23 protein-coding genes are annotated in these 22,756 nt (G+C 62.7%); 12 read left to right on the plus strand and 11 right to left on the minus strand.

Features of this window, described 5'->3' with window-relative positions; translation table 11 throughout:
* Window positions 1–85: 85 nt before the first annotated feature.
* Window positions 86–1,009, plus strand: a complete 924-nt coding sequence (locus J3O30_RS18695; RefSeq protein ID WP_207581703.1) for a PhzF family phenazine biosynthesis protein — start codon at window positions 86–88, stop codon at window positions 1,007–1,009.
* Between the two features lie 44 nt (window positions 1,010–1,053).
* Here the strand turns inward: J3O30_RS18695 and J3O30_RS18700 are convergent, their stop codons facing one another.
* On the minus strand, window positions 1,054–1,218 hold the full coding sequence (locus tag J3O30_RS18700; protein WP_207581704.1) for a hypothetical protein: 165 nt from the start codon (window positions 1,216–1,218) through the stop codon (window positions 1,054–1,056).
* Window positions 1,219–1,390: 172 nt separating this feature from the next.
* Here J3O30_RS18700 and J3O30_RS18705 point away from each other — a divergent pair, with 172 nt between their 5' ends.
* The 3 genes from J3O30_RS18705 (at window position 1,391) to J3O30_RS18715 (ending at window position 3,931) form a co-directional block, all read left to right on the plus strand.
* Complete coding sequence (locus J3O30_RS18705; protein WP_207581705.1) at window positions 1,391–2,689, plus strand: MFS transporter; 1,299 nt, start codon at window positions 1,391–1,393, stop codon at window positions 2,687–2,689.
* Window positions 2,690–2,834: 145 nt separating this feature from the next.
* Window positions 2,835–3,026 carry a DUF1192 domain-containing protein gene (locus J3O30_RS18710; RefSeq protein WP_207581706.1) on the plus strand — a complete coding sequence of 64 codons (192 nt, stop codon included), beginning with the start codon at window positions 2,835–2,837 and terminating at the stop codon, window positions 3,024–3,026.
* 389 nt (window positions 3,027–3,415) lie between these two features.
* Window positions 3,416–3,931 (plus strand): DUF1465 family protein, encoded by a 516-nt coding sequence (locus J3O30_RS18715; protein WP_003542804.1) that lies wholly within the window; start codon window positions 3,416–3,418, stop codon window positions 3,929–3,931.
* 144 nt (window positions 3,932–4,075) lie between these two features.
* Here J3O30_RS18715 and rpmE read toward each other — a convergent pair whose 3' ends face one another.
* Window positions 4,076–4,297 carry a 50S ribosomal protein L31 gene (gene rpmE, locus J3O30_RS18720; protein WP_003542805.1) on the minus strand — a complete coding sequence of 74 codons (222 nt, stop codon included), beginning with the start codon at window positions 4,295–4,297 and terminating at the stop codon, window positions 4,076–4,078.
* A gap of 193 nt (window positions 4,298–4,490) precedes the next feature.
* On the opposite strand from rpmE, the gene J3O30_RS18725 reads away from it, so the two are divergent.
* The gene (locus tag J3O30_RS18725) at window positions 4,491–6,293 is read left to right on the plus strand and encodes an ABC transporter transmembrane domain-containing protein (protein ID WP_207581707.1); all 1,803 of its coding nucleotides are present in this window, start codon (window positions 4,491–4,493) and stop codon (window positions 6,291–6,293) included.
* A gap of 37 nt (window positions 6,294–6,330) precedes the next feature.
* On the opposite strand, the gene J3O30_RS18730 is transcribed toward J3O30_RS18725, so the two are convergent.
* The gene (locus tag J3O30_RS18730; RefSeq protein WP_207581708.1) at window positions 6,331–7,233 is read right to left on the minus strand and encodes a LysR family transcriptional regulator; all 903 of its coding nucleotides are present in this window, start codon (window positions 7,231–7,233) and stop codon (window positions 6,331–6,333) included.
* A 228-nt stretch (window positions 7,234–7,461) separates the two neighbouring features.
* Between J3O30_RS18730 and J3O30_RS18735 the strand changes: the two genes are divergently transcribed.
* The 5 genes from J3O30_RS18735 to J3O30_RS18760 all read left to right on the plus strand — a co-directional run bounded on the left by J3O30_RS18735 (window position 7,462) and on the right by J3O30_RS18760 (window position 11,849).
* Entirely contained in the window at window positions 7,462–8,343 is an 882-nt protein-coding gene (locus J3O30_RS18735) for an NmrA family NAD(P)-binding protein (protein ID WP_207581709.1), read from the plus strand.
* A 304-nt stretch (window positions 8,344–8,647) separates the two neighbouring features.
* Window positions 8,648–9,640 (plus strand): tripartite tricarboxylate transporter substrate binding protein, encoded by a 993-nt coding sequence (locus J3O30_RS18745; RefSeq protein WP_207581710.1) that lies wholly within the window; start codon window positions 8,648–8,650, stop codon window positions 9,638–9,640.
* Between the two features lie 155 nt (window positions 9,641–9,795).
* The gene (locus J3O30_RS18750) at window positions 9,796–9,984 is read left to right on the plus strand and encodes a YegP family protein (protein ID WP_007631484.1); all 189 of its coding nucleotides are present in this window, start codon (window positions 9,796–9,798) and stop codon (window positions 9,982–9,984) included.
* A 268-nt stretch (window positions 9,985–10,252) separates the two neighbouring features.
* On the plus strand, window positions 10,253–10,591 hold the full coding sequence (locus tag J3O30_RS18755) for a YciI family protein (RefSeq protein WP_207581711.1): 339 nt from the start codon (window positions 10,253–10,255) through the stop codon (window positions 10,589–10,591).
* A gap of 7 nt (window positions 10,592–10,598) precedes the next feature.
* The gene (locus tag J3O30_RS18760; protein WP_207581712.1) at window positions 10,599–11,849 is read left to right on the plus strand and encodes a DUF6596 domain-containing protein; all 1,251 of its coding nucleotides are present in this window, start codon (window positions 10,599–10,601) and stop codon (window positions 11,847–11,849) included.
* On the opposite strand, the gene J3O30_RS18765 is transcribed toward J3O30_RS18760, so the two are convergent.
* The 3 genes from J3O30_RS18765 to J3O30_RS18775 all read right to left on the minus strand — a co-directional run bounded on the left by J3O30_RS18765 (window position 11,850) and on the right by J3O30_RS18775 (window position 14,895).
* Window positions 11,850–12,881 (minus strand): peptidoglycan -binding protein, encoded by a 1,032-nt coding sequence (locus J3O30_RS18765; protein ID WP_207581713.1) that lies wholly within the window; start codon window positions 12,879–12,881, stop codon window positions 11,850–11,852.
* 3 nt (window positions 12,882–12,884) lie between these two features.
* A complete protein-coding gene (locus tag J3O30_RS18770; RefSeq protein WP_207581714.1) occupies window positions 12,885–13,982 on the minus strand; it encodes a flagellar motor protein MotA in 1,098 nt (365 codons plus the stop codon).
* Between the two features lie 112 nt (window positions 13,983–14,094).
* Window positions 14,095–14,895, minus strand: a complete 801-nt coding sequence (locus tag J3O30_RS18775) for an inositol monophosphatase family protein (RefSeq protein ID WP_207581715.1) — start codon at window positions 14,893–14,895, stop codon at window positions 14,095–14,097.
* Between the two features lie 214 nt (window positions 14,896–15,109).
* On the opposite strand from J3O30_RS18775, the gene J3O30_RS18780 reads away from it, so the two are divergent.
* Window positions 15,110–15,688, plus strand: coding sequence for a TetR/AcrR family transcriptional regulator (locus tag J3O30_RS18780; RefSeq protein ID WP_207581716.1), 579 nt, complete (start codon window positions 15,110–15,112; stop codon window positions 15,686–15,688).
* 74 nt (window positions 15,689–15,762) lie between these two features.
* Complete coding sequence (locus J3O30_RS18785) at window positions 15,763–16,503, plus strand: 3-oxoacyl-ACP reductase family protein (protein ID WP_207581717.1); 741 nt, start codon at window positions 15,763–15,765, stop codon at window positions 16,501–16,503.
* A gap of 72 nt (window positions 16,504–16,575) precedes the next feature.
* On the opposite strand, the gene J3O30_RS18790 is transcribed toward J3O30_RS18785, so the two are convergent.
* The 5 genes from J3O30_RS18790 to J3O30_RS18810 all read right to left on the minus strand — a co-directional run bounded on the left by J3O30_RS18790 (window position 16,576) and on the right by J3O30_RS18810 (window position 22,756).
* Window positions 16,576–17,673: a chemotaxis response regulator protein-glutamate methylesterase gene (locus J3O30_RS18790; protein WP_207581718.1), complete on the minus strand. Its 1,098-nt coding sequence runs from the start codon at window positions 17,671–17,673 to the stop codon at window positions 16,576–16,578.
* 7 nt (window positions 17,674–17,680) lie between these two features.
* Window positions 17,681–18,538, minus strand: coding sequence for a CheR family methyltransferase (locus J3O30_RS18795; RefSeq protein WP_207581719.1), 858 nt, complete (start codon window positions 18,536–18,538; stop codon window positions 17,681–17,683).
* A 30-nt stretch (window positions 18,539–18,568) separates the two neighbouring features.
* Window positions 18,569–19,051 (minus strand): chemotaxis protein CheW, encoded by a 483-nt coding sequence (locus tag J3O30_RS18800; RefSeq protein ID WP_207581720.1) that lies wholly within the window; start codon window positions 19,049–19,051, stop codon window positions 18,569–18,571.
* A complete protein-coding gene (locus tag J3O30_RS18805) occupies window positions 19,048–20,856 on the minus strand; it encodes a methyl-accepting chemotaxis protein (protein WP_207581721.1) in 1,809 nt (602 codons plus the stop codon). Before J3O30_RS18805 ends, J3O30_RS18800 begins: the two co-directional genes overlap by 4 nt.
* Window positions 20,857–21,067: 211 nt before the next feature.
* Window positions 21,068–22,756, minus strand: a complete 1,689-nt coding sequence (locus J3O30_RS18810; protein WP_207581722.1) for a methyl-accepting chemotaxis protein — start codon at window positions 22,754–22,756, stop codon at window positions 21,068–21,070.

Genomic DNA, 22,756 nt, shown 5'->3' on the forward strand with positions numbered 1-22,756 from the left:
CCTGCATTGTCACGGCGACAAGAAAGCGGCTCGCCTCGCCGCAAGATCGTGCTTATCCATAGCGGCAACTGCAGCAGGAGCCGCCATGGACACCCTCTCCTACGTCACCGTCGATGTCTTCACCTCCACCCGCTTCGAGGGCAATCCGCTTGCCGTCATCTCCGATGCGCGCGGCCTGACCGACGCGGCGATGCAGAAGATCGCCACCGAGTTCAACTATTCCGAAGTCACCTTCGTCCTGCCGCCCGAAGACCCTGAGAATTCCGCCCGCGTGCGCATCTTCACCCCGACGATGGAAGTGCCTTTCGCCGGCCATCCGAATGTCGGCACCGCTTATGTGCTCGGCCAGCGGACGGAGATCTTCGGCAAGCCGGTCGGCGAGAAGCTGCGCTTCGAGGAAAAGGCCGGCATCGTCGAAGTCAGCCTGAAACGCAACAACGGACGGATCGAGGCCACCGCCATCCGCGCGCCGCAGCCGTTGGCGATCGGCGAGACCATTGCCGAAGAAACCATCGCCGGCTGCGTCTCGCTCGAACCCGGCGTCGTCGTCAGCACCGTCCACGCCCCGGTCTTTGCGTCCGTCGGGCTGAACTTCGCCGTCGCCGAGTTGGATGGGCTCGAAGCGCTGGCCGCCGCCCGCCCGAACCTTACCGGTTTCCAGGCGGCTGCCGGCCGGCAGACGACGAGCGGCCACGACTTCTCGCTCTTCCTCTATGTCCGCGCATCCGACGATCCGTGGACTATCCGCGCCCGCATGTTCGCACCGCTCGACAATGTGCCCGAAGATCCGGCAACCGGCAGCGCTTCGGCCGCACTCGGCGCCTATCTCGTTTCGCTTGCGCCGGCCGCCGATATGAACGTCCGCATCACCGTCGAACAGGGCGTCGAAATGGGCCGCCGCAGCGTCATCACCCTCGATGTCGTGAAATCGGGCGGCATCGTCACCGATGTCGTCATCTCGGGACGCTGCGTTTCCGTCATGCGTGGAGAAATTATTCTGCAGGACTAGCGACCGCAGTTTGGGCCGTGCCTCCGGTTCATGTGATCGAGGGGTTACATCAGGAAGTCGCGCGAAAGCAATGCCAATGCCCAGACGGCGAAAGCGATCAGCGCGATCTTCCAGAAATCCATCCGCCGCCTGAGGCCGGGAAACCCGAGCGGCTTGATCACCTGTATCGCCATGGCAAGGATGAGCAGCAAGGCTATCAGCTTTGTCATGCTTTATTTTTTCCATTTTTCGGAATGTCACAGGACGGACATTTTTCCGCGCGAACACAGGATCTCCACACGCCGTAAAGACATTCCGGGGCACAATCAATCATCTTGAGGCTGGCTGACGCAGGTCCTGCCTTATGTCTATTTCAAAATCACTGAGACCGAGTCTGGGGAAATGAAGAGAAACCTTCTGTCCGTCGCCGCGCTGCTTTTTGGCACGCTCTTCCTTTTCATGGGCAACGGCCTGCAGGGCATCCTGCTTCCCGTGCGCGGCAATCTCGAAGGCTATGCCACGACGACACTTGGCCTGCTCGGCACCTCATGGGCCGGAGGCTTCGTCATCGGCTGCCTAGTGGCGCCGAAGCTGGTGCGCCGCGTCGGCCATGTGCGCGCCTTCTCCGGCTTTATCTCGATCATCGCCATCATCGCCCTGGTCAGCGGTATCCTCATCCATCCGGTCTGGTGGGTCGTCTTGCGCGCCGTCACCGGCTTCTCCACGGCGGGCACCTCGATGATCATCGAAAGCTGGCTGAACGAGCGCGCCAGCAACGAAAGCCGCGGCGCGATCTTCTCGCTCTATATCGGCATCACGCTGCTCGGCGTCGTCGGCGGCCAGATGATGATCCCGCTCGAGGATGTGCGCACGCCGGTGCTGTTCATGATCTGCGGCATCTTCTATTGCATTGCCATGCTGCCGACGACGCTTTCGACCGCCGCTTCGCCGCAGCCGCTGAAGGCGGTGCGCCTCGACCTGCCGGCGCTCTATCGCAATTCGCCGGTCTCCTGCCTCGGCATTCTGCTCGTCGGCATCGCCAACGGCGCCTACGGTACGCTCGGCGCCGTCTTCGGCGCAGGCGCCGGGCTCTCCGACACCAGCATCGCCATCATGATGAGCTCCACCATCTTCGCCGGCGCCGTGATGCAGCTGCCGGCCGGCCGGCTTTCCGATCGCATCGACCGGCGCTATGTGCTCGCTGCCATGTCCGGGGTCGCCGCCCTTGCCGGCTTGCTGATCTTTTTGCTCCACCCGACGTCGCCCGCCTTGCTGATTGGGCTCGTGGTCCTTTACGGCGCGGTGGCCAATACGCTCTATCCGATCGCCGTCGCCCACGCGAACGACTTCGCGGCATCGGAGGATTTCGTCAAGGTCTCCGGTGGACTGCTGCTGCTCTACGGCATCGGCACGGTAATCGGCCCGACGATCGGCGGTCCCGTCATGTCGGTGATCACTCCGCATGCGCTTTTCCTCGTCACCGCCATCGCCCACGTGCTGATCACCGTTTACGCGATCATCCGGAGCCGCATCCGCGCCGCCGTCCCGGCCAGCGATCGTGACGCCTACACGACGATCCCGACCGGCACCTCGCCGATGCTGACACCGCAAAGCATGTCGCTTGCCGATCGCGGCGCTGGCAAACCGCCTGAAACCGGGAAGTCTCCCGAAAGCGGTGATCCCGCTGTAAAGTTCGGCTAATGCAGGTCGCCCGAAAGGGTGCAGCGGTTCCGGCATAGCGACACGCATAAAAACAGAGTTGAGGATGAATTCAGGCCGGATCGGCCTAAATTCCGATTCCGTAACTTTTCGGCAGGATGCTTCAGGCAGCAACGGAGGAGAACCCATGAGCTTCATCGATGACGACCGGCCGCAGAAGAAGACCGCCCACGAGATCGGCGCCGATCTCTCCATGCTTTCGGTGGACGAACTGAACGCGCGGGTGGATTTGCTGAAGGCGGAGATCGCCCGTCTCGAGGCCGAAGCCGCCCGCAAGGCTTCCGGGCGGCAGGCAGCGGAAAGCCTTTTCCGCTCATAGTCCGATAAAACCCCGAAAATCAAAGCTGTAGGCGGATAAACGAGTTCGCCTCAAGTCTTACTTCGGCACAATGTTAATAAATTATTAAGCTTTATAAGGTATTACTGTACTCATCCGGATTTTCTCTGGATCTCAGACAGTTTTCCAAGCGGTGAATTGGTCTGATTTTTCTCCCTGTTTTACCTTGAGAGCCGCTTTTGCGGCTCTTCTTTTTCCTCTGGCCGGCGCTTCTCCACGAAACTGTGGAGATTAACCCTTTCTTAAGAAACGGCTTGCGCATTTGGGCTAATGATACCATCTTAAAGTCATAAAGACCGGGCTCGGAAACTTTTCCGTCGGTGCCCGCGTTACCTGAATATATGTAGCTGCGTGCAACAGGGACTATTGCGATGTCGGAAGTTGGATTGAACACGATCAGTTTTGCAGGTCGCGCCGCTGCATCCTCGCAGTTCAAGGCACTTTATGCGGAAGGCATGTCGCTGGTCGAAGAGACTGCCGCCTATCTGGATGGCCAGGGCCGCGCCGCTTCCAAGGTTCTGCCGCGGATGGCTTCGGTTCTCTACGCCGCAGAATCGATGCGTCTCACCACCCGCCTCATGCAGATGGCCTCCTGGCTGCTGTTGCAGCGCGCCGTCAACAATGGCGAAATGTCTCGCGACCAGGTGCTGGCCGAGAAGAACAAGGTTCGTCTCGATGGCTTCAACGTCGACCGCGCCGCGCCGGGCTGGGGCGACCTGCCGGAATCCTTCCGCGACCTCGTTGAGCGCTCGCTGCGTCTGCAGAACCGTATCGCCTTGCTCGACCGCGAGATCTACCGCCCGTCCGAAGCTGTGATCGTTCATGACAATCAGAACAGCGTCCAGGCCCAGCTTTCCCTGCTCCAGACCGCCTTCGGCAACAACTGACCGTATCTGCGAGAATTCGATAAAAACCGGCCGCGTCTGCGGCCGGTTTTTTATTTGCTTGCTAACTCAGCTATTTCCGAACATCGAGAACGCAAAAAAGCCCGGCAAAACCGGGCTCTCTTCAATTCCATCGAGCAAAAGCGATTAGAGGCCGAGGCCGCCGAAACGCTTGTTGAACTTGGAGACGCGGCCACCGCGGTCCATGAGCTGCTGGTTGCCGCCGGTCCAGGCCGGATGCGACTTGGAATCGATTTCGAGGTTCATGACAGCACCCTCCGAACCCCAGGTCGAGCGGGTTTCGTATTCGGTGCCATCGGTCATGACCACCTTGATCATGTGATATTCGGGATGGATGCCTGCCTTCATAACAATCTTCCTGCGCTACCGGAGTTCAATTTGCCGCATGCAGTTGCGGCCAAAGAACCGATTGAATAAATGAAGCCGCAGTCATGATGGCTACGGCTTCCCATTAGGATGCGGTGCCTATACATGAAGGACGCCTAGATAACAAGAGCCAGCAGGCCGCATTGAGCGGGTCCTGCGGGCGATCGGAGACGAGTTGGCAGAGCAGGCACGGGCTGAGGAAAACAAGAGGCGGTCGCTACGGCCGCTCGGCAGGCTGACGCCCTACGTCATACGGTATCGCGGCCTGGTGGCTGGCGCGTTGATGTCCTTGGCGCTTGCCGCCATCACCTCGCTGGCGCTGCCGCTCGCCGTGCGTCGCATGATCGACCATGGCTTCACCCAGTCCGACGGTCGGTTCATCAACAGCTACTTCGCCATGCTGATGATCATGGCTGTCGTGCTCGCGGTCGCAAGCGCGTTGCGCTATTATTTCGTCATCACCATCGGCGAGCGCATTGTCGCCGATCTTCGCCGCGATGTCTTTTCCCATGTGACGAGGCTGTCGCCCTCTTTCTTCGACGTCAACCAGTCCGGCGAAATCGTTTCGCGCCTGACCGCCGATACGACGCAGATCAAATCCGCCGTCGGCGCCACAGCCTCGGTGGCGCTCAGAAATCTCATCCTTTGTCTCGGCGCGATGGGCATGATGATCGTCACTTCGCCGAAGCTTTCCAGCCTTGTCATCGGAGCGATCCCGCTGATCGTCTTCCCGCTCGTCGCCTTCGGCCGCTCGGTGCGCAAGCGCTCACGCGCTGCCCAGGATACGCTTGCCGGTGCCTCCGCCTTCGCCAACGAGACGATCGCCGCGACCCGCACTGTCCAGGCCTTCAACGGCGAAGATGCCGCAGCGACGCGCTACGGCACCGCCGTCGAATCCGCCTACGAGGCTGCCCGCGCCGCCATCCGCTCGCGCGCGTTGCTGACCGGGATCGCCATCACGCTGATCTTCGGCAGCGTCGTCGCCGTGCTCTGGGTCGGCGCCCACAGCGTGCTCGCCGGGACGCTTTCGGCCGGCACGCTCGGCCAGTTCCTGCTCTATGCCGTCATCTCCGCCGGTTCGCTGGGCGCGCTGTCGGAGGTTTGGGGCGAACTCTCGCAGGCAGCCGGTGCTGCCGACCGGCTGACCGAGCTTCTCGACGAAGTCTCGCCGATCGCCGCCCCCGCCAGCCCTCAGGCTCTTCCTTCGCCCGGCTGTGGCCGCGTCGAATTTGCCGATGTGCACTTTGCCTATCCCTCGCGCCCCGGCAAATCGGCGCTGCATGGGTTGAGCTTCGCCATCACGCCGGGCGAGACGGTCGCCATCGTCGGCCCTTCCGGCGCCGGCAAGAGCACTGTCTTCTCGCTGCTGCTGCGCTTCTACGATCCGCAGCTGGGCAGCGTGAAAATCGACGATGTCGACGCTCAGCTTACGACGCCGGACGAGCTGCGCCAGCGCATTGCCATCGTACCCCAGGATGTCACCATCTTTGCCGCCTCGATCCATGATAACATCGCCTTCGGCCGTCCCGGAGCCTCGCATGACGAGATCCGCGCAGCAGCCCTTGCGGCCCAGGCCGATGAATTCATCACGCGGCTGGATCAGGGTTACCAGACCGAGGTCGGCGAACGTGGCATTACCCTCTCCGGCGGCCAGCGCCAGCGCATCGCCATCGCTCGCGCCATCCTGAAGAACGCGCCGGTGCTGCTGCTCGACGAGGCGACCTCCGCGCTAGACGCCGAAAGCGAGACGCTGGTGCAAAAGGCACTCGACGGCCTGGTGGACGGCCGCACGACGCTCGTCATCGCCCATCGCTTAGCAACCGTATTGAAGGCCGACCGCATCCTCGTCATGGATCAGGGCCGCATCGTCGAGGAGGGCACCCACCAGAGCCTGATCCGCCATGGCGGCATCTATGCGCGGCTGGCGCGGCTGCAATTCGACGCCGCCAACGAGGATGTGCTCGCTGCCACGAAATAGCCACTCGCGTTTTCCGGGCGCATGAACGACTAGCGCCTCACAATCCGGCCGCAATCTCTTGGATGAAGTCCAGAAACGCTCTGACCTTTGCCGGAGGGAGATGGCGCGAGGGCTGATAAGCATAGAGCGGATAAAGCTCCTCCGACCAGTCCGGAAGGATCCGCACCAGTTCACCACGTGCCAGGAAGGGTGCAAGACCCACGGCGAGGCTCTGGAACACCCCCTGGCCCGCCACACAGGCGGACACCGCGACGGAAGGATCATCCAACACCAGCCGGCTGGACATCTTGACCTCGACGAGCTCGCCGCCTCGGTGGAACTCCCACGGAAACGGCAATCCCGTCTGTGGATCGCGGAAGCGGAGCGCCTCGTGGTGGGCGAGATCATAGGGCGACCGCGGTTGGCCATGGCGTTTGAGATAAGCCGGCGCGGCAACCGTCAGGATCGGTGTTTCGAGGAGCTTGCGCACGATGAGCGATGACCCATCCGGTGGCCCGAAGCGCACCGCCACATCGACGCCCGCCATCATCTCCTCCCGGTAGTTGCTGGTGAACAAATCGACCGACAGAAGCGGATAACGCACCAGAAACTGCTGGAGCGTCGCCGCGAGGACCATTCGGGCGAACCAGGGGTCAACGGATACGCGCAGTCGGCCACGCACGACCGCCGCAGCGCCCGCCGCCTCTGCCGCCGCCTCGTCGAGACCGGTAAGGAGCGGCATCACCTGCGCGTGGAAGCGCCGTCCTTCCTCGGTGAGGCTGACCTCGCGCGGGTTGCGGTCGAAGAGGCGGACGCCGACCCGCGCCTCCAGACGCGCCACCGCCCGGCTCACCCCCGACGGCGTGAGGCCGAGCATCTCGGCCGCCCGCGCGAAATTTCCAGCCTCCGTGACAGCCGCAAGGACGCCGACGCCGGTTAGAAGCCGCGTGTCGAAAGCCATTCTATCCCTCCTTGCCAGCGTCGATGTCGGAAGGACGCTTCCCGATATGATGGTGATTTTTAATCACTATAACATTGATATTAATGCGCGTGAATCACTCCATGATGCGGCGTACAAAAGCGGGACCACAACGCCATCGTGGGCAAGCGGCTACCAGCCGGCTTTCCTGCGATCCCCGCGCCGGGCTCGCCTGATCACCGCGCGAGCCCCAACTTCAGGAGAACCGACATGTACGCAATCACCGGAATCACCGGCAAGGTCGGCGGCGCCCTCGCTAGCGCCCTGCTTGCCGACACGCTGCCCGTCCGCGCCGTCCTGCGTGACCGGGCCAAGGCGGCCGAATGGTCGGCGATGAACTGCGAGGTCGCACTCGCCGAGATGGACGATGCGGTGAGTCTCGCCGCCGCCTTCCGCGGTGCCGAGGGCGTCTTCATCCTGCCGCCATCGGAATTCGATCCCAAACCCTGCTTTCCCGAAGCGCGGAGCGTGGTCGAGGCGCTGGTGGCCGCTCTGACCGAGGCGCGTCCCGCCAAGATCGTCTGCCTGTCGGCCATTGGGGCGGACGCGCCGCATGAGAACCTTTTGACCCAGCGCACGCTGCTGGAGCAGGCTCTCGGCGAACTCGGTTTGCCGATTACCTTCCTGCGGCCCAGTTGGTTCATGGAGAATGCCCTGTGGGACATCCCAGCCGCGCGTGACGAAGGCGTCCTGCGCAGCTTCCTGCAGCCGGCCGACAAAACCTTTCCGATGGTCGCGACGCAAGATGTCGGGCGCACGGCGGCCGCACTCTTGCGCGAGAACTGGAGCGGGACGCGGGTCGTCGAATTGGAAGGGCCGGCCCGCGTATCGCCGCAAGACATCGCTTTCGCCTTCACGAGAGCCCTCGGACATCCCGTCGGGGTCGAGATTCTGGCGCGCGACAGCTGGGAGCAGATCTTCCGCGCTCAGGGCGCTCGGAACCCGCAGTCCCGTATCCGCATGCTCGACGGCTTCAACGAGGGCTGGATCGCCTTCCAAGACCAGGGCAAGTCGGCGGTCAAGGGCACCGTGACACTCGCAAGCGTCATCGCGGAACTGGTCGGCCAGAGCCGCCCCGAGGCGGCCGACTGACAGCGGCCAGCCTCGCCGGAGAAGCATCGGTGGGGCTGCGCAAGCTCGGATTCGACGACGAGGATCGCGCAGCCGTCGCGGCGCTGCTGAAGGATCAACGCTTCGTTCGGCCACCGTTTGCCCCGGACTGGGATGCTCTCGGCTGAGCGTCCGACGATGCGCGAGCGGGAAACGTGTCGCCGAATACCCATAAAGTCTGGCTCCCCCGCACCTCCCTGCGGTTGTCTTTCGTGCCTCCTGCCCTAAGCTCTACATTCCCCGGGGTGGGGAATATCGCTATCGAAATTCTTGGGAGGAGATAGGAATGGCGCCTTTCGATATGACGCGACGTGCGGGCCTTGCGCTCGGTTTCGGCGTGCTTGCGGCCCTTGCCGCCGGCACATCAGCCGCTGCCGCGGATTTTCCCGATCGTGCGATCACCATGGTCGTGCCCTTCGCGGCCGGCGGCTCGACCGATGTCGTTGCCCGCATCGTCGCGCAGAAGATGTCGGAGGATCTCGGCCAGCAGGTGATCGTCCAAAACGTCGCTGGCGCCGGCGGCAATCTCGGCGCGGATAACGTCGCCCGTGCTGAACCTGACGGCTACACCATTCTGATGGGCACCGTCGCGACCCACGCGCTCAATCCGCTGATCCTCAAGTCGACCCCCTATGATCCCGAGAAGGATTTCGCGCCGGTCTCACTGCTTGTCGTCGTGCCGAACGTGCTGGTCGTCAATCCGGAATTGCCGGCAAAGACCGTGCAGGGACTGGTCGCGCTGCTGAAGGCCGAGCCCGACAAATACAGCTATGCCTCGTCGGGCAACGGCACGCCGCTGCATCTTTCCGGCGAGCTCTTCAAAGCCATGGCTGGCGTCAGCATGCAGCACATTCCCTATAAGGGCGCCGGACCGGCATTGAACGACGTCATCGGCAATCAGGTGCCGATTATGTTCGACAACCTGCCCTCTTCGTCGAGCCACATCAAGGCCGGCACTTTGCGGGCGCTGGCAGTGACCACGGCCGAGCGCGCGCCCTCCTTTCCCGACGTGCCGACGATCGCCGAGTCAGGCATAGCAGGTTACGAGACCTATACCTGGAATGCGCTTTTCGCCCCGGCTAAGACGCCGAGCGAGGTCGTGATGCGCCTCAACGCCTCGGCCAATAAGGCGCTTAAAGACCCCGCCGTTGCCGAAAGGATGAAGGAATTCAGCGCCACCATCGTCGGCTCGACGCCGGAGCAACTCGGCGCCCATGTGAAGGCCGAGCTCGCCAAATGGGGACCGGTGGTCAAGGGCGCGAACATCCAGATGGAGTGACGGCGGCGGCGCAGACGCTTTCGCTTGCGTCCGATGGAAATCGTGGCAATTGGACGCTGAGCAGCCAATTCTAATTAAGGCAGTGGAAAAGCTCGCCATTTTGATCTAGCCTCCCTGACGCTGATGGTTGCAATTCAGCGTTTCGGGAGACATCCATGTATAAATTCGAAGTTTATAAGGATAAGGCCGGCGAGTTCCGCTTCCGCTTCAAGGCATCGAACGGGGAAGCCATGTTCTCGTCCGAAGGCTACAAGGCGAAGGCGTCCGCCATGAGTGCTATCGAATCGATCAAGAAGAACACGCCAGGTGCCGACGTCATCGACCAGACGAAGGCCGAAGCCTGAACAGGATGGCAGCGGCGGCGTGAAACGCCGCCCTGCCTCTCCGCGCGGCCGATAAGCAGCGCTGGCGCCTCGAGCCCGGCCTATTTGCTTGTGATCTCCGCGCCACTTCTCTTTTTTGCAGATTTCTTGAAAACCATGTCGAAATGGCCGTTGGCCGCGCCTCATTGTCTCGGAACGGCTGAACCGCTCCTCCGGGAGTCACGGCTGTCGGGATGTTCCCGATATCGCGATGCCCGGATCAACGCCACAACGAGATCAGGAGTTTTTCATGCAATATGCTCTTATCATTCGCGAAGCCGCCGAGGATTTCGCCAGTCGCAGCGATCCCGCCTATCGCGACGGCTGGGTCGCCTACAGCAAGGCGCTCGCCCAGGCTGGGATCATGACCGGAGGCGCCGGGCTGACAGGCCCGGAGACCGGCACGATCGTGCGTCGCAAAGGTCAGGAACACGATGTTCAAGACGGACCCTATCCGGAAGGCAAGGAACAACTCGGCGGCTTCTATCTGATCGACGTTCCCGACATCGACACCGCACTCGAATGGGCGACCCGCGTGCCGATCTCCGACAAGGGGTCGGTCGAGGTGCGCCCGCGCCTGCAGATGTGAGGCGGTAATGCCGTCCGATGCCGGTCGCGCTGCCGAAAAGGTAGCGCGACAGTCCTACGGCAAGCTGATCGCCTTCCTCGCCGCCCGCTCGCGCGACATGCCGGCGGCGGAAGACGCATTGTCGGAAGCGCTGGCTTCGGCCCTTCGTGTCTGGCCGGAGCGCGGCGTTCCCGGCAACCCGGAAGCCTGGCTGCTGGTGGCCGCGCGCCGCAACCTCATGCAGGCGGCCCGCCACCGTACCGTCGAGACCAATGCGCAAACGACGATATCGCTCGCCTTCGAGGAGGCGGAGGAACGTATGAATGATGCTGGCCACGCCGTCTTTCCCGATGAGCGGCTGAAGCTGCTCTTCGCCTGCACCCATCCCGCCATCGACAGCTCCGTGCATACGGCGCTGATGCTGCAGACCGTTCTCGGCATCGAGGCGAGAACCATCGCACGGACCTTCGTCGTTTCGCCGGAGACGATGAGCCAGCGGCTGGTGCGGGCCAAGGTGAAGATCCGCGATGCCGGCATTCCCTTCGCCATCCCGCCTCGCCCGGCTCTAGCAGGGCGGCTCGCCGCCGTGCTTTCGGCGATCTACGCCGCCTACGGCCTCGGATGGGACGGTCTCGACGGCGTAGAAGAACACCATTCGCTTGCCGGCGAAGCGATCTGGCTCGGCCGGGCGCTTCTGACGGTGCTGCCGGACGAGCCGGAGGCGATCGGCCTCCTGTCGCTGATGCTTCAGTGCGAGGCCCGCCACAAGGCCCGGCGCGACAGCGATGGCCGATATGTGCCGCTGGACGAGCAAGATACGGCTGCATGGAACGCGATCATGATAGCCGAAGCGGATGCCCTGCTGCGCAAGGCCGGAGGTTTCGACCATTTCGGCCCCTTTCAGTGCCAGGCGGCGATCCAATCCGTGCATGCGGCGCGCCGGCTTTCGGGAACGACCGACTGGCAGGCGCTGACGACACTCTACGCGGCACTGGTGATGATGAAACCGACGCTCGGCGCACGCGTCAGCCAGGCTGCGGTGATCGGCAGAGCCTCGAACGCCGCCGCCGGCCTGGAACAGCTCGACAAGCTCGACCCGCGCGACGTTGCGGCATATCAGCCCTATTGGGCCGTGCGAGCCTTTCTTCTGGCACGGACCGGCGACGATGCCGCCGCAGCCGACGCTTACATGGCGGCGATCGGCCTCAGCGACAGCCCCGCGGTGCGCGATTTTCTCGCCGACCGGCTGAAGGAGGCGCGGCAGTCCATGCCAAGCTGATCACTTTTCGGTCAGCTTCAGCTCGATGCGGCGGTTGGTGGCGCGTGCATCCGGTGTTTCGCCCGGCGCGATCGGCTGGAACTCGCCGAAGCCGGCGGCAACAAGCCGGTCGGCCGGCACACCCTGTGCGATCAGAAACTTGACAACCGAAATCGCGCGAGCCGAAGAGAGTTCCCAATTGTCGCGATAGCGGCCGGTTCCGCCAAGCGGCACATTGTCAGTATGGCCGTCGACGCGCAGCACCCAGTTGATCTCCGGCGGAATTTCCTTGGCAAGGTCGAGAAGGGCGGCGGCAAGTTTTGCCATTTCGGCCTGCCCCTCCGGGTTGAGATCGGCGCCGCCCGAGGGAAACAGCACTTCCGATTGGAAGACGAACCGATCGCCGACGATGCGGATATTCTCGCGGTCGGAAAGGATCTCGCGCAGACGGCCGAAGAAGTCGGAGCGGTAGCGGTTCAGCTCCTGGACGCGCGCGGCGAGCGCAACATTGAGGCGGCTGCCCAGATCAGCGATCTTGGTCTGCGACACCCGGTCTTTCTGCTCCGACGCCTGAAGGGCGGCTTCGACGGCGGCGATCTGGCTGCGAAGCGCGGCGATCTGCTGATTCAGCAGTTCGACCTGGCTGAGCGCCCGCTCGCTCACCTGCTTCTGCTCGTCGAGCTCCTGCGTCATCGAGCCGATCCGCTTCTGCGCCGCATCTTGGCCACCCGATCCGGCACTCAGCAATGCTTGCAGCCGCGAACGATCGCCCTCGGCACTGGCAAGCGAGGCCTGCAGATTGGCGACCGAATCCTGGAGGTCCTGGTTGCTGCCCTTTTCGAGCGCAAGAAGCTGCGTCAGCTCGTTGATCTGGCTGTTGAGGCGACTGAGCACCTCATCGCGTCCGGTAATCTCGCGGCTGAGGATGAACTGTCCGACGACGAACACCGTCAGCAGGAACATGATTGAGATGAGCAGCGTCGACAGCGCGTCGACGAAGCCCGGCCAGTAATCCACCGTGCGTTCACGGCGCCGGTTGCGGGCAAGAGCCATGGCTTACTTGCCCTCGCTCTTTTCTGTCTGGCTGGCGCGGTCGCGCATGCGCTCGCCCCGGTCGCCCGCACGCTCCTGCACGCCAATGCGTTCGGCCAGTCGGTCGAGCGTGCGGCGCATCGCCTTCGCCTCGTCCTGCTGTGCCTCGATCCAGTCGCGCAGCATCTGCTGCTCGTTGCGCATGTTCTTGACGAGACCCTGAATGCCTTCAGCAAGGCTCGCCATGGCAGCGACGGAGCGCTGGCTGCCGGCGCCGCCCTCTTCGGAGACCTTGCGCAGATAATCGGAGAGCTCACGCATGTCCTCCGAGGAAGCCCCGGAAACGGCCTCGAGGGCGGGTGCCAGATCGGAACCGACATCGGTGACCGATGAGAGCCAGTTTTCCAGCTCCATGTAGAACCGATTCTGCGCGCGGCCGGCCTGCAGGTCGAGGAAGCCGAGAATGAGAGAACCGGAGAGGCCGAGCAGCGAGGAGGAGAAGGCCTGGCCCATGCCCGAAAGCGGCGTGGAAAGCCCTTCCTTCAGCGCCGAGAGCACGTCCCCCGTCCCGTTCGAGCCGGCATCGAGCGACTGAATGACGATGCTGATCGAACCGATCGTGCCGATGAGGCCCCAGAAGGTGCCGAGCAGGCCGAGGAAGACAAGCAGGCCGATCAGGTAGCGCGAGACATCGCGCGATTCGTCGAGGCGGGTGGCGATCGAATCGAGGATCGAGCGCAGCGTCGTCGTAGACAGCGCAGACTTGCGGCTGCCGATGAGCGCCCGCATCGGCGCAAGCAGCCGCGGATTGCGGTTGACCTTGTCGGCGCTGCCGGCGGCGCGGAACGAGTTGAACCAGCGCACTTCGGGGCGAAGCGCCAGTACATGGTTGAAAACAAGAATGATTCCGACCGCGAGAACGCCGACGATCAGGCCGTTGAGGCCCGGATTGTGCATGAAGGCGGTCTGCGTCTGGCGGAAAAGGATGGCGGCGATAAAGCCGACGATGACGAGGAAAAGCAGCATCGTCCAGAGAAACGGCATGGGGCTCGAAAGCCTGTAGGCATAACCGCCGGCCGTCTTTTCGGTGGAGCCGATCTCCGCCACATTCACATTTTCCATAGGGTCCGCTGCCTCCGGAGTCATTGCTGGCGGAGACTAGAGCAACATTGTGCCGAATTGAAGTATGCCGGGGCGAAAACCGTGACTTTACAACAGCCAGATTTTCGTTCGCCTACTTGGCGGGAATTGGTCGCTTGACGACTTCGATCAACGCCTTGTGGATAGCTTCGTTGCCGGCGACGATCGCTCCGCTCTCCAGAATGGCCGTCCCACCGTCCCAATCGGTGGCAAACCCACCGGCTTCGCGGATGAGCAGGATGCCGGCTGCCACGTCCCAGGGCGCAAGCTCCACCTCCCAGAAACCGTCGAAACGCCCCGCCGCGACATAGGCGAGGTCGAGCGTCGGCGAACCGAGGCGGCGGATGCCCGCCACTTCGCCCATCACGTGGCGAAGCTCGACCAGAAACTTGCCGTGATTGCGCTTGCCGAGCGCCGGCACGCCGCAGCCGATGACGCAATCCGACAGCGCGCGGCGCGCGGCGACGCGCAGGCGCCGGTCGTTGAGGAAGGCGCCGCCGCCGCGCTCGGCGGTGTAGAGCTCGTCGGTCGCCGGATTGAAGACGACGGCGGCAACGATCTCGCCGTTGCGTTCGAGCGCAATCGAGACAGCGAAGGCCGGGATGCCGTGCAGGAAGTTGGTCGTCCCGTCGAGCGGGTCGACGATCCAGCGATGCGCCCCGTCCGTGCCCTTGATCTCCTCACTTTCCTCACCGAGGAAACCATAGGTCGGACGCGCCTTGAGCAGCTCTTCTCTGACGATCTTTTCGGCCTTGCGGTCGGCGGTGGAAACAAAGTCGCCCGGTCCCTTCACGGAAACCTGCAGGTTCTGCACTTCGCCGAAATCACGTCCCAGCGATTTTCCTGCCTTGAGGGCAGCCTGAACCATGACATTGAGAAGAGCTGAACGGGCCATTGGCGCATTTCCTTGGGACTGATACGGGGTGCGCGCTGCCAGGGGCGGGAAGTGTCCCTGAACATGCATGACAGGCAGCGCTGCAAAGATTGGCGGCCTCAAGACCACAAAATCAGGGAAATTTCAAGGGGACACACGCATGGCTGCCCTGCGGCGCCAGAAACCATCAATTTTATTCTGGACAGATCAGTCCAATAACGGTAAAAGCTTTGACATGGCACGACACAAGGAATTCGATCGCAACATCGCACTTCACGCCGCAATCGGCGTATTTTCCGAGCACGGCTATGAAGGCACCTCAACCGAGAAACTGCTGACGGCGATGAAGATCAGCCGGCAAAGCATGTACGACACATTCGGCGACAAGCGCGGTCTCTATCTGGAAGCGCTGACACGCTACAATACCGAAAGCACCGGCAAGATCATGGCCGATCTTCACCGCGAAGGCCGGCCAATCGAGGCACTGGAAGGCGCGCTCGTCGCCTTCGCCTCGCGCCCCGCCGCCGAGGCGCGGCGCGGCTGCCTCGGCGTCAGCGCCATCTGCGAATTCGGCCGCACCGATGCCAAGATTGCAGCTCTTACCGACAGCGCCGGCCACGCGCTTCACTCGGCGATCGAGAGCCTTCTCGACGAGGCTCAAAGGGCCGGAGAACTCGGAACCGATATCGATATCGCCGACGCCATTCAATTTCTCGGCTCTGCTCTGTCGGGCATGAAAATCAGCGCCCGAAACGGCGCCTCACCCGATATACTTCGCGGCATCGCACGCATGGCAATCAGAAGCCTCCGCTGACGAAAGGGCACCACCGAGGTGACTTTTCCATGATCAATTCTAGACTGATCGATCTAAAAACAAAGGAAACCTGCATGTCTCAATCTCTTTCAACCAAGATCGCCCTCGTTACCGGCGGCGCACGCGGCATCGGTGCCGCCATCGTCCGAAGGCTCGCCGCTGATGGCGCAGCCGTCGCCTTCACCTATTCGAGTTCCGAGCACAAGGCGAAGGCGATCGTCGCCGAGCTGGAGGCTGCCGGCAGCAGGGCGCTGTCGATCCGGGCCGACAGTGCCGATGTGAAAGCCGTGCAGGACGCAGTCGCACTGACAGCCGAGCATTTTGGCGGGCTCGACATTTTCGTCAGCAATGCCGGCATCCTCATCCTCAACCCGCTCGACCAATATTCGCTCGAGGATTTCGACCGCATGTTCGCCGTCAATGTCCGGGCCGCTTTCGTCGGCATCCAGGCAGCGGCTAAGCACATGAAGGAGGGCGGCCGCATCATCACCATCGGCAGCGTCACCGCCGATCGCAGCGGCTTTCCGACATCTTCGGTCTACAGCATGACGAAGGGCGCGATCGCCTCGATGACCCGCGGCCTTGCCCGCGATCTGGGCCCGCGCAGCATCACCGTCAACAATATCCAGCCCGGCCCAACCGCAACCGATATGAACCCCCACGAGGATGATCACGAGCGCCTCAAACCGCTGATGGCGCTCGGCAGACTGGGCGAAGACCGCGAGATCGCCGGTCTTGCCGCCTATCTCGCAAGCGCGGAAGCCGGCTTCGTCACTGGCGCTAGCCTGACGATCGATGGAGGATATCTCGCCTGATCCGGACGGAGCACATAAAAGCCGGCGGCATGGCGATATCGCCGGCTTTTTCGCGTTCGGTCGAAACGGACCTCAGAACTTCTGCTGCGTCATCAGCACTTCGCGAGCGATCTGATCGAGCGGCAGGATACGGTCGACGCCGCCCTTGGCGATCGCCTCCTTCGGCATGCCGAAAACAATGGAGCTCGCCTCGTCCTGCGCCACCGTGTAGGCGCCGGCCTGATGCATTTCCAGCATGCCGCGCGCACCGTCATCGCCCATACCGGTCATGATGATCCCCATGGCATTCGAACCGGCCGAGCGCGCTGCCGAACGGAAGAGCACGTCGACGGAAGGCCGGTGCCGCGACACCAGCGGCCCGGTCTTCACGCTCACATAATAACGCGCACCCTGGCGTTCGAGCAGCATGTGCTTGTCACCAGGTGCGATCAGCACATGGCCGCGCAGCACGGGATCGCCGTCGACGGCTTCCTTGACCTCGACCTCGCAGAGACCGTTCAGCCGTTTGGCGAAGGCCGCGGTGAATTTCTCCGGCATATGCTGGACGATTACCATGCCAGGCGCATTTGCCGGCAGTTCTTCCAGGAACTCGCGCAGCGCTTCGGTGCCGCCGGTGGAAGCGCCGACGCAGACCACCATCTCCGTCGTCTTCGCCATGGCCCGCCCCGTCGGCGGCGGCAGCATCACATCCGCCGTCAGCTTCTTGGCCGGCCCCTCCGCGGCAGCCGAGCGGATGGTTCCGGCGGCCCTCCGCGCGTTGGAAAGCCGCGCATGCGAGGCGCTCTTGACGACTTCGCGAATGCGCATGGCATCTTCGGCGAGGCCGTCGGCGGCCCCGATCTTCGATTTCAGAATGACGTCGACGGCACCGGCCTCCAGCGCCTGGATCAGCGTTTCCGAGCCCGCTTCCGTCAGCGACGAGCACATCACGACCGGGATCGGCCGCTGCGCCATCAGTTTGCGCAGGAAAGTGATGCCGTCCATGCGCGGCATCTCCACATCGAGCGTGATGACATCGGGGATCTCCTCCTGCAGCTTCCGCGCCGCCATGAACGGGTCGGATGCCACCGCCATGATCTCGATATCGGGATCCTGCTCCAGCACATGCGCCAGCGTCTGGCGGATGCTGGCGGAATCGTCGATAATCAGTACGCGGATTTTCTTAGCCATGAAGCCTCTAGATACGCTGAAACACCGTGTTCGAGACCTGCTTCAACGGCAGGTCGAAGCCGGTGATCGATTCGGAATGACCGATGAACATGTAGCCGCCCTTCGCCAGGCAGTTGCAGAGGCGGTTGAGCACGCCGGCCTGGGTCTGCTTGTCGAAATAGATTAGCACGTTGCGGCAGAAGATAATGTTCATCGCCTCGCCAATCGGGTATTTCTCGTCCATCAGGTTCATGCGGGCAAAACCCACCCTGCTGCGCAGTTTCGGCGTGATGCGCACCTCCCGCCGACCCGGCTGTTTGGCTGTCAGCACGTATTTGCGCTGCAGGTCGCGCGGCACGGGCGCGATCAAATCCTCCGGATAAATGCCTCGGCGCGCCGTCTGCAGCACGTCGGTGGAAAGGTCGGTGGCAAGCACGTTGTAGGAGACGTCGCTGCGGCTTTCGGCGAATTCGGCCAACACCATCGCCATCGTATAGGGCTCCGCCCCCGTCGAACAGGCAGAACTCCAGGTGCGGATGGTTCGCACGCCGCTATTGGCGATCGCCGGCAACGCCACTGTCTGCAGATAGTTGAAATGCTTGGCTTCGCGGAAGAAGTCGGTCTTGTTGGTTGTGACCACATCGATCAGGTAAACGGCTTCCTGGGCGAGGCCGTCATGATCGAACAGGAAGTCGCAATAATCATCGAAGGTCGAATGGTTGGTCGCACGAAGGCGGCGCCTCAGCCGCCCTTCGAGCATCGTCAGCTTGGTCGGCGGCATCTTGATGCCGCTATAGTCGTAAATGAACCGGGCAAGCTTGTCGAAATTGCGCTTGCTGATCCGGTCGCCCGGCAATTGGGTTTCCACCGCTGCTGCCATACTCATAGAACGCCGTACTCCAAGTTGATAACGCGGTCAGGCGGCCGATTGCAGCGCCGAGGCGTCCTCGCGCGACAGCAACCGGGCAAGATCGATGATGACGACGAAGCCGTTTTCGCGGCGAACGACGCCGGCAATATAATCCGAGCGCCAGCGCACGCCGATGTCGGGGGCCGCCTCGATCTGCTCGCGCCGGAACGGCGTGACCTCGAAGACGCGGTCGGCGACAAGGCCGAGCGTCAGCAGCCGGCTTTCCATTGGCACGTCGAGCACGAGCACCCGTGTGTGCGGCGTCGGCACGGTCTTGGCCATGCCGAGCTTCAATCGAAGATCGATCGTCGGCACGCCCTGCCCGCGCACATCGCGCAGGCCGAGCAGATAGTCGGGACCATTCGGAATCTTGAAAGCTTCCGCATAGTCGAGGATTTCCCGTACCACCTCTACCGGCACGGCGAAGATCTCCTCGCCGAGGCTGAAGGTCACGAATTGCGCTTCCAGAGATGTCGTGGCCATGATCATGCGCTTTCCTTGAATTCGGCGTCCCCATCATCGGGACCGCCCATGGAGAGATCGAGAGCGAAACCTTTCAGCCGCGCCTGCTGGCCAGAGATGCTGTTGGCGGCCGACTTCTTAGCGCTGGGCTTGCGGCCGGCGACGGGAGCCGGGCTGCGGACCGTCATACGGGCAGCCGGCATGCGGGACGGATGGTTGCCAGCGGCATCGACCTTGAAGAAGGCGATCGACGCCTGCAGTTCTTCGGCCTGGGAGGCGAGCTCCTCGGAGGTTGCCGACATCTGCTCTGAGGCGCCGGCATTCTGCTGCGTGACCTTGTCGAGCTGCTGGATCGCTTCGTTGATTTGCGAGGCGCCGATATCCTGTTCGCGGCAGGCGGCACTGATCTCGGAGACCAGCTCGGCCGTCTTGCGGATGTCGGGGACCAGCCGACCGAGCATGTCGCCGGCTTCCTGAGCGGCCTTGACCGTATCGCCCGACATCGAGCTGATTTCGGCGGCCGCCGATTGGCTGCGTTCGGCAAGCTTGCGCACCTCCGAGGCGACCACCGCAAAACCCTTGCCATGTTCGCCGGCACGGGCAGCTTCGACGGCGGCATTCAGAGCCAGCAGATCGGTCTGGCGGGCGATCTCCTGGACGATGCCGATCTTCTGGGCGATGGTGCGCATGGCGTCGACCGCACGCGTCACCGCTTCGCCGCTCATCTCGGCATCCTTGGCCGACTGGCGGGCGATCTTTTCGGTCTGCGCCGCGTTGTCGGCGTTCTGCTTGATGTTGGCGGCCATCTCCTCCATCGAAGCGGAAGCCTCTTCGGCCGAAGCGGCCTGTTCGCTCGCGCCCTGCGAAACCTGCTCGGAGCTCGAAGACAGTTCCTGGCTGCCGGCCGAAACATTTTCCGCGGCCGCGGCCGCATCGGAGACCACGCCGCGCAGGCGCTCGACCATCTGCTCGAGCGCTATGCCGAGCATATCCTTGTCGGAAAGCGGTTTGGGCGACACCGTCAGGTCGCCGTTCGAAATCTGGTTGGCGATCTCTGCGGTGTTGCGAAGATTACCCGTCATGACGTTGATCGTGTTGACGAGATCCTTGATCTCGTCGTTGCTCTTGATCTCGGCCTTCTGGTTCAGGTCGCCTATGGCGACCGCGTTGGCAACGTTCATGATCTTGCGCAGGCCGCTGTTGATTCCGAGCGCGATCCACAATGCGGCGGCAAAGGCGATGACGGAAGCGGCGATAGCGATGCCGATCAGCAGGTTCTTGGTGGAGCCATAAAGGCTTTCGGTGTCGTCATCGGCCTGCGTCATCGCCTTCTGCTGCTGCGTAACGAGCGCCGCGAAGACGTCTTCCAGTTCCGCGACGAGGGCGCGAACCTCTCCTGACGACAGGGCATTGGCCGCTGCTCTGTCACCACTTTCCTGGATGGAGGCAACCTGGTGGGAGCCTTCGGTGAAGCGCTTGGCCAGTTCGATCAGCCTATCCCACATGGGCTTGCCGTCAGCAGTTGCAAGCTGTTGGCCGCTCGCCGCGAAGGCGAGCATTTCATCCATGCTCCTCGCCGAGTTCTGATAATTCTTCCTGGCCACCTCGGGATCCATTTCCAGAAGGGCATTCTTCTGCCAGCGAATGCCATTGAGCTCCGCGGCTTTTGCTTCCAGGGCCAGTTCCAGGTTCTTTGCGGGACCCGAGATGAGGTTGCCGACGGCATCGTTGAGTGAACTGAGACTGATGATCCCATATACCGCGCTGCCCACCAGCAACAGTATGACAAAGCCGAATGCGGCTGCGAGCTTAAGTTTAATCGTAATACGCATCTCAATGTTCCTCTCTGAGAGCGAGGCAATAAATATGGACCAAGGGGCGCGGCATCATGCAGCAAAGAAATTCTGGTAGGCGAAGACATGCCACGGAAGGAAGTTGACAGACTTCCATGCCGGCATGCGCGTGCCGGAAGCGTGTGTCGCGGGCGAGCTGACTGGCCCACGACAATTCGCACGAGAGCGCATAGCGCTTCCCCAGGGAGCGCTATGCGCTCTCCCTGAACTCGTCATCGGCCGTGTCGGGACCACCCATCGACATGTCGAGGGCAAATCCCTTCACGCGGGCCTGCTGACCGGCGACCGTATTGGCGGGTGACTTGGTGCCCGGCTTGCGCGGTACGGGCTGAGGCCGGCTGCGGACCGCGGCTTTTGCAGCTGGCGCACGCTCACGGCGCCCGCCCACCATATCGACCTTGAAGAAGGCGATCGACGTCTGCAGCTCCTCGGCCTGCGAGGCTAGTTCCTCGGAAGTTGCCGACATCTGCTCGGAGGCACCGGCATTCTGCTGCGTCACCTTGTCGAGCTGCTGAATCGCCTCGTTGATCTGGGCAGCCCCGATATCCTGTTCGCGGCAGGCGGCACTGATCTCGGAAACCAGCTCGGCCGTCTTGCGGATGTCGGGCACCAGGCGGCCGAGCATGTCGCCGGCTTCCTGAGCGGCCGTCACGGTATTGCCCGACATGGCGCTGATTTCGGCAGCGGCCAATTGGCTGCGTTCGGCGAGCTTGCGCACCTCGGAGGCGACGACCGCAAACCCCTTGCCGTGCTCGCCGGCGCGTGCTGCTTCCACAGCAGCATTAAGGGCGAGAAGGTCGGTCTGGCGGGCGATTTCCTGGACGATGCCGATTTTCTGGGCGATCGTGCGCATGGCTTCGACGGCGCGGGAGACGGCTTCGCCGCTGGCTTCCGCGTCCTTGGCCGATTGACGGGCAATCTTCTCGGTCTGAGCGGCGTTGTCGGCGTTCTGCTTGATGTTGGCGGCCATCTGCTCCATCGAAGCGGAAGCCTCTTCGGCCGAAGCGGCCTGTTCGCTGGCGCCCTGCGACACCTGCTCGGAGCTCGAAGACAGTTCCTGGCTGCCTGAAGAGACGTTGTCGGCGGCCGACAGGGCATCGGCAACGACGCCGCGCAGGCGTTCGATCATAATGTTGACGTTGCCGAGAAGCTCGCCGATTTCGTCGCGGCTGGTGATATCGGCCATCTTCGTCAGATCGCCTTCCGACACTTCGCGAACCACGGTATTGGCCCGGCTAAGGCCCTTGCTGATCGTGCTGGCGATCCAGAAGGCGGTAATGGCCGCAATCAACAGGGCAAAAGCAGCCACCGCCATCATCATCGTGCGTGTGATCGCATACTGCGCGTCGGCGCTATCGTCCGCAGCCTTCATGCGCTGCTTTTCGAGTGCCAGGATTTCGCCGAGCGTCGAGTCGATATCGTTGGCGGCGGCCCGGGCTGCCGTGACGGAGATGGTATTTGCGCCTTCGGCGTTACCGGCCTTCACATAGTCGCGGATCTGGTCGTCGGCTGCATTGAATGTCTTGGAAAGTTCGGCGATGCGCGCCCAGCGAACCTTGCCTTCTTCCGTTGCCAGCGCCAGCACCTGGCTGAAGGCATCGGTGAATTCCTTGCGGGCCTGATTGCCCTTTGCGATCGCACCGGCCGTCTCGTCGGCAGTGCGGGCGGTGAGCAAGTTTTTCTGCTGACGAATGGCCTCGAGCTGGGCGATGTTGATTTGCTGCGCCAGGTCGAGACGGGCTGCCGGACCGGCGATGAGATTGCCGATCGTATCGTTCAGCGATCCAAGGCTGACGATGCCGTAGGCAGCGGTGCCCATCAGCATGAGGATGATGAAGGTGAACGCGGTCACCAGTTTTGTCTTGATTGTCAATCGCAT

This window comes from Rhizobium sp. NZLR1, from assembly GCF_017357385.1.
In the GTDB taxonomy this organism is placed as follows: Bacteria; Pseudomonadota; Alphaproteobacteria; order Rhizobiales; family Rhizobiaceae; genus Rhizobium.

Coding starts and splice junctions, on each gene's coding strand:
- J3O30_RS18695 (WP_207581703.1), top strand. CDS start 86: ATGGACACCCTCTCCTACGTCACCGTCGATGTCTTCACCTCCACCCGC.
- J3O30_RS18700 (WP_207581704.1), bottom strand. CDS start 1,218: ATGACAAAGCTGATAGCCTTGCTGCTCATCCTTGCCATGGCGATACAG.
- J3O30_RS18705 (WP_207581705.1), top strand. CDS start 1,391: ATGAAGAGAAACCTTCTGTCCGTCGCCGCGCTGCTTTTTGGCACGCTC.
- J3O30_RS18710 (WP_207581706.1), top strand. CDS start 2,835: ATGAGCTTCATCGATGACGACCGGCCGCAGAAGAAGACCGCCCACGAG.
- J3O30_RS18715 (WP_003542804.1), top strand. CDS start 3,416: ATGTCGGAAGTTGGATTGAACACGATCAGTTTTGCAGGTCGCGCCGCT.
- rpmE (WP_003542805.1), bottom strand. CDS start 4,297: ATGAAGGCAGGCATCCATCCCGAATATCACATGATCAAGGTGGTCATG.
- J3O30_RS18730 (WP_207581708.1), bottom strand. CDS start 7,233: ATGGCTTTCGACACGCGGCTTCTAACCGGCGTCGGCGTCCTTGCGGCT.
- J3O30_RS18735 (WP_207581709.1), top strand. CDS start 7,462: ATGTACGCAATCACCGGAATCACCGGCAAGGTCGGCGGCGCCCTCGCT.
- J3O30_RS18745 (WP_207581710.1), top strand. CDS start 8,648: ATGGCGCCTTTCGATATGACGCGACGTGCGGGCCTTGCGCTCGGTTTC.
- J3O30_RS18750 (WP_007631484.1), top strand. CDS start 9,796: ATGTATAAATTCGAAGTTTATAAGGATAAGGCCGGCGAGTTCCGCTTC.
- J3O30_RS18755 (WP_207581711.1), top strand. CDS start 10,253: ATGCAATATGCTCTTATCATTCGCGAAGCCGCCGAGGATTTCGCCAGT.
- J3O30_RS18760 (WP_207581712.1), top strand. CDS start 10,599: ATGCCGTCCGATGCCGGTCGCGCTGCCGAAAAGGTAGCGCGACAGTCC.
- J3O30_RS18765 (WP_207581713.1), bottom strand. CDS start 12,881: ATGGCTCTTGCCCGCAACCGGCGCCGTGAACGCACGGTGGATTACTGG.
- J3O30_RS18770 (WP_207581714.1), bottom strand. CDS start 13,982: ATGGAAAATGTGAATGTGGCGGAGATCGGCTCCACCGAAAAGACGGCC.
- J3O30_RS18775 (WP_207581715.1), bottom strand. CDS start 14,895: ATGGCCCGTTCAGCTCTTCTCAATGTCATGGTTCAGGCTGCCCTCAAG.
- J3O30_RS18780 (WP_207581716.1), top strand. CDS start 15,110: ATGGCACGACACAAGGAATTCGATCGCAACATCGCACTTCACGCCGCA.
- J3O30_RS18785 (WP_207581717.1), top strand. CDS start 15,763: ATGTCTCAATCTCTTTCAACCAAGATCGCCCTCGTTACCGGCGGCGCA.
- J3O30_RS18790 (WP_207581718.1), bottom strand. CDS start 17,673: ATGGCTAAGAAAATCCGCGTACTGATTATCGACGATTCCGCCAGCATC.
- J3O30_RS18795 (WP_207581719.1), bottom strand. CDS start 18,538: ATGAGTATGGCAGCAGCGGTGGAAACCCAATTGCCGGGCGACCGGATC.
- J3O30_RS18800 (WP_207581720.1), bottom strand. CDS start 19,051: ATGATCATGGCCACGACATCTCTGGAAGCGCAATTCGTGACCTTCAGC.
- J3O30_RS18805 (WP_207581721.1), bottom strand. CDS start 20,856: ATGCGTATTACGATTAAACTTAAGCTCGCAGCCGCATTCGGCTTTGTC.
- J3O30_RS18810 (WP_207581722.1), bottom strand. CDS start 22,756: ATGCGATTGACAATCAAGACAAAACTGGTGACCGCGTTCACCTTCATC.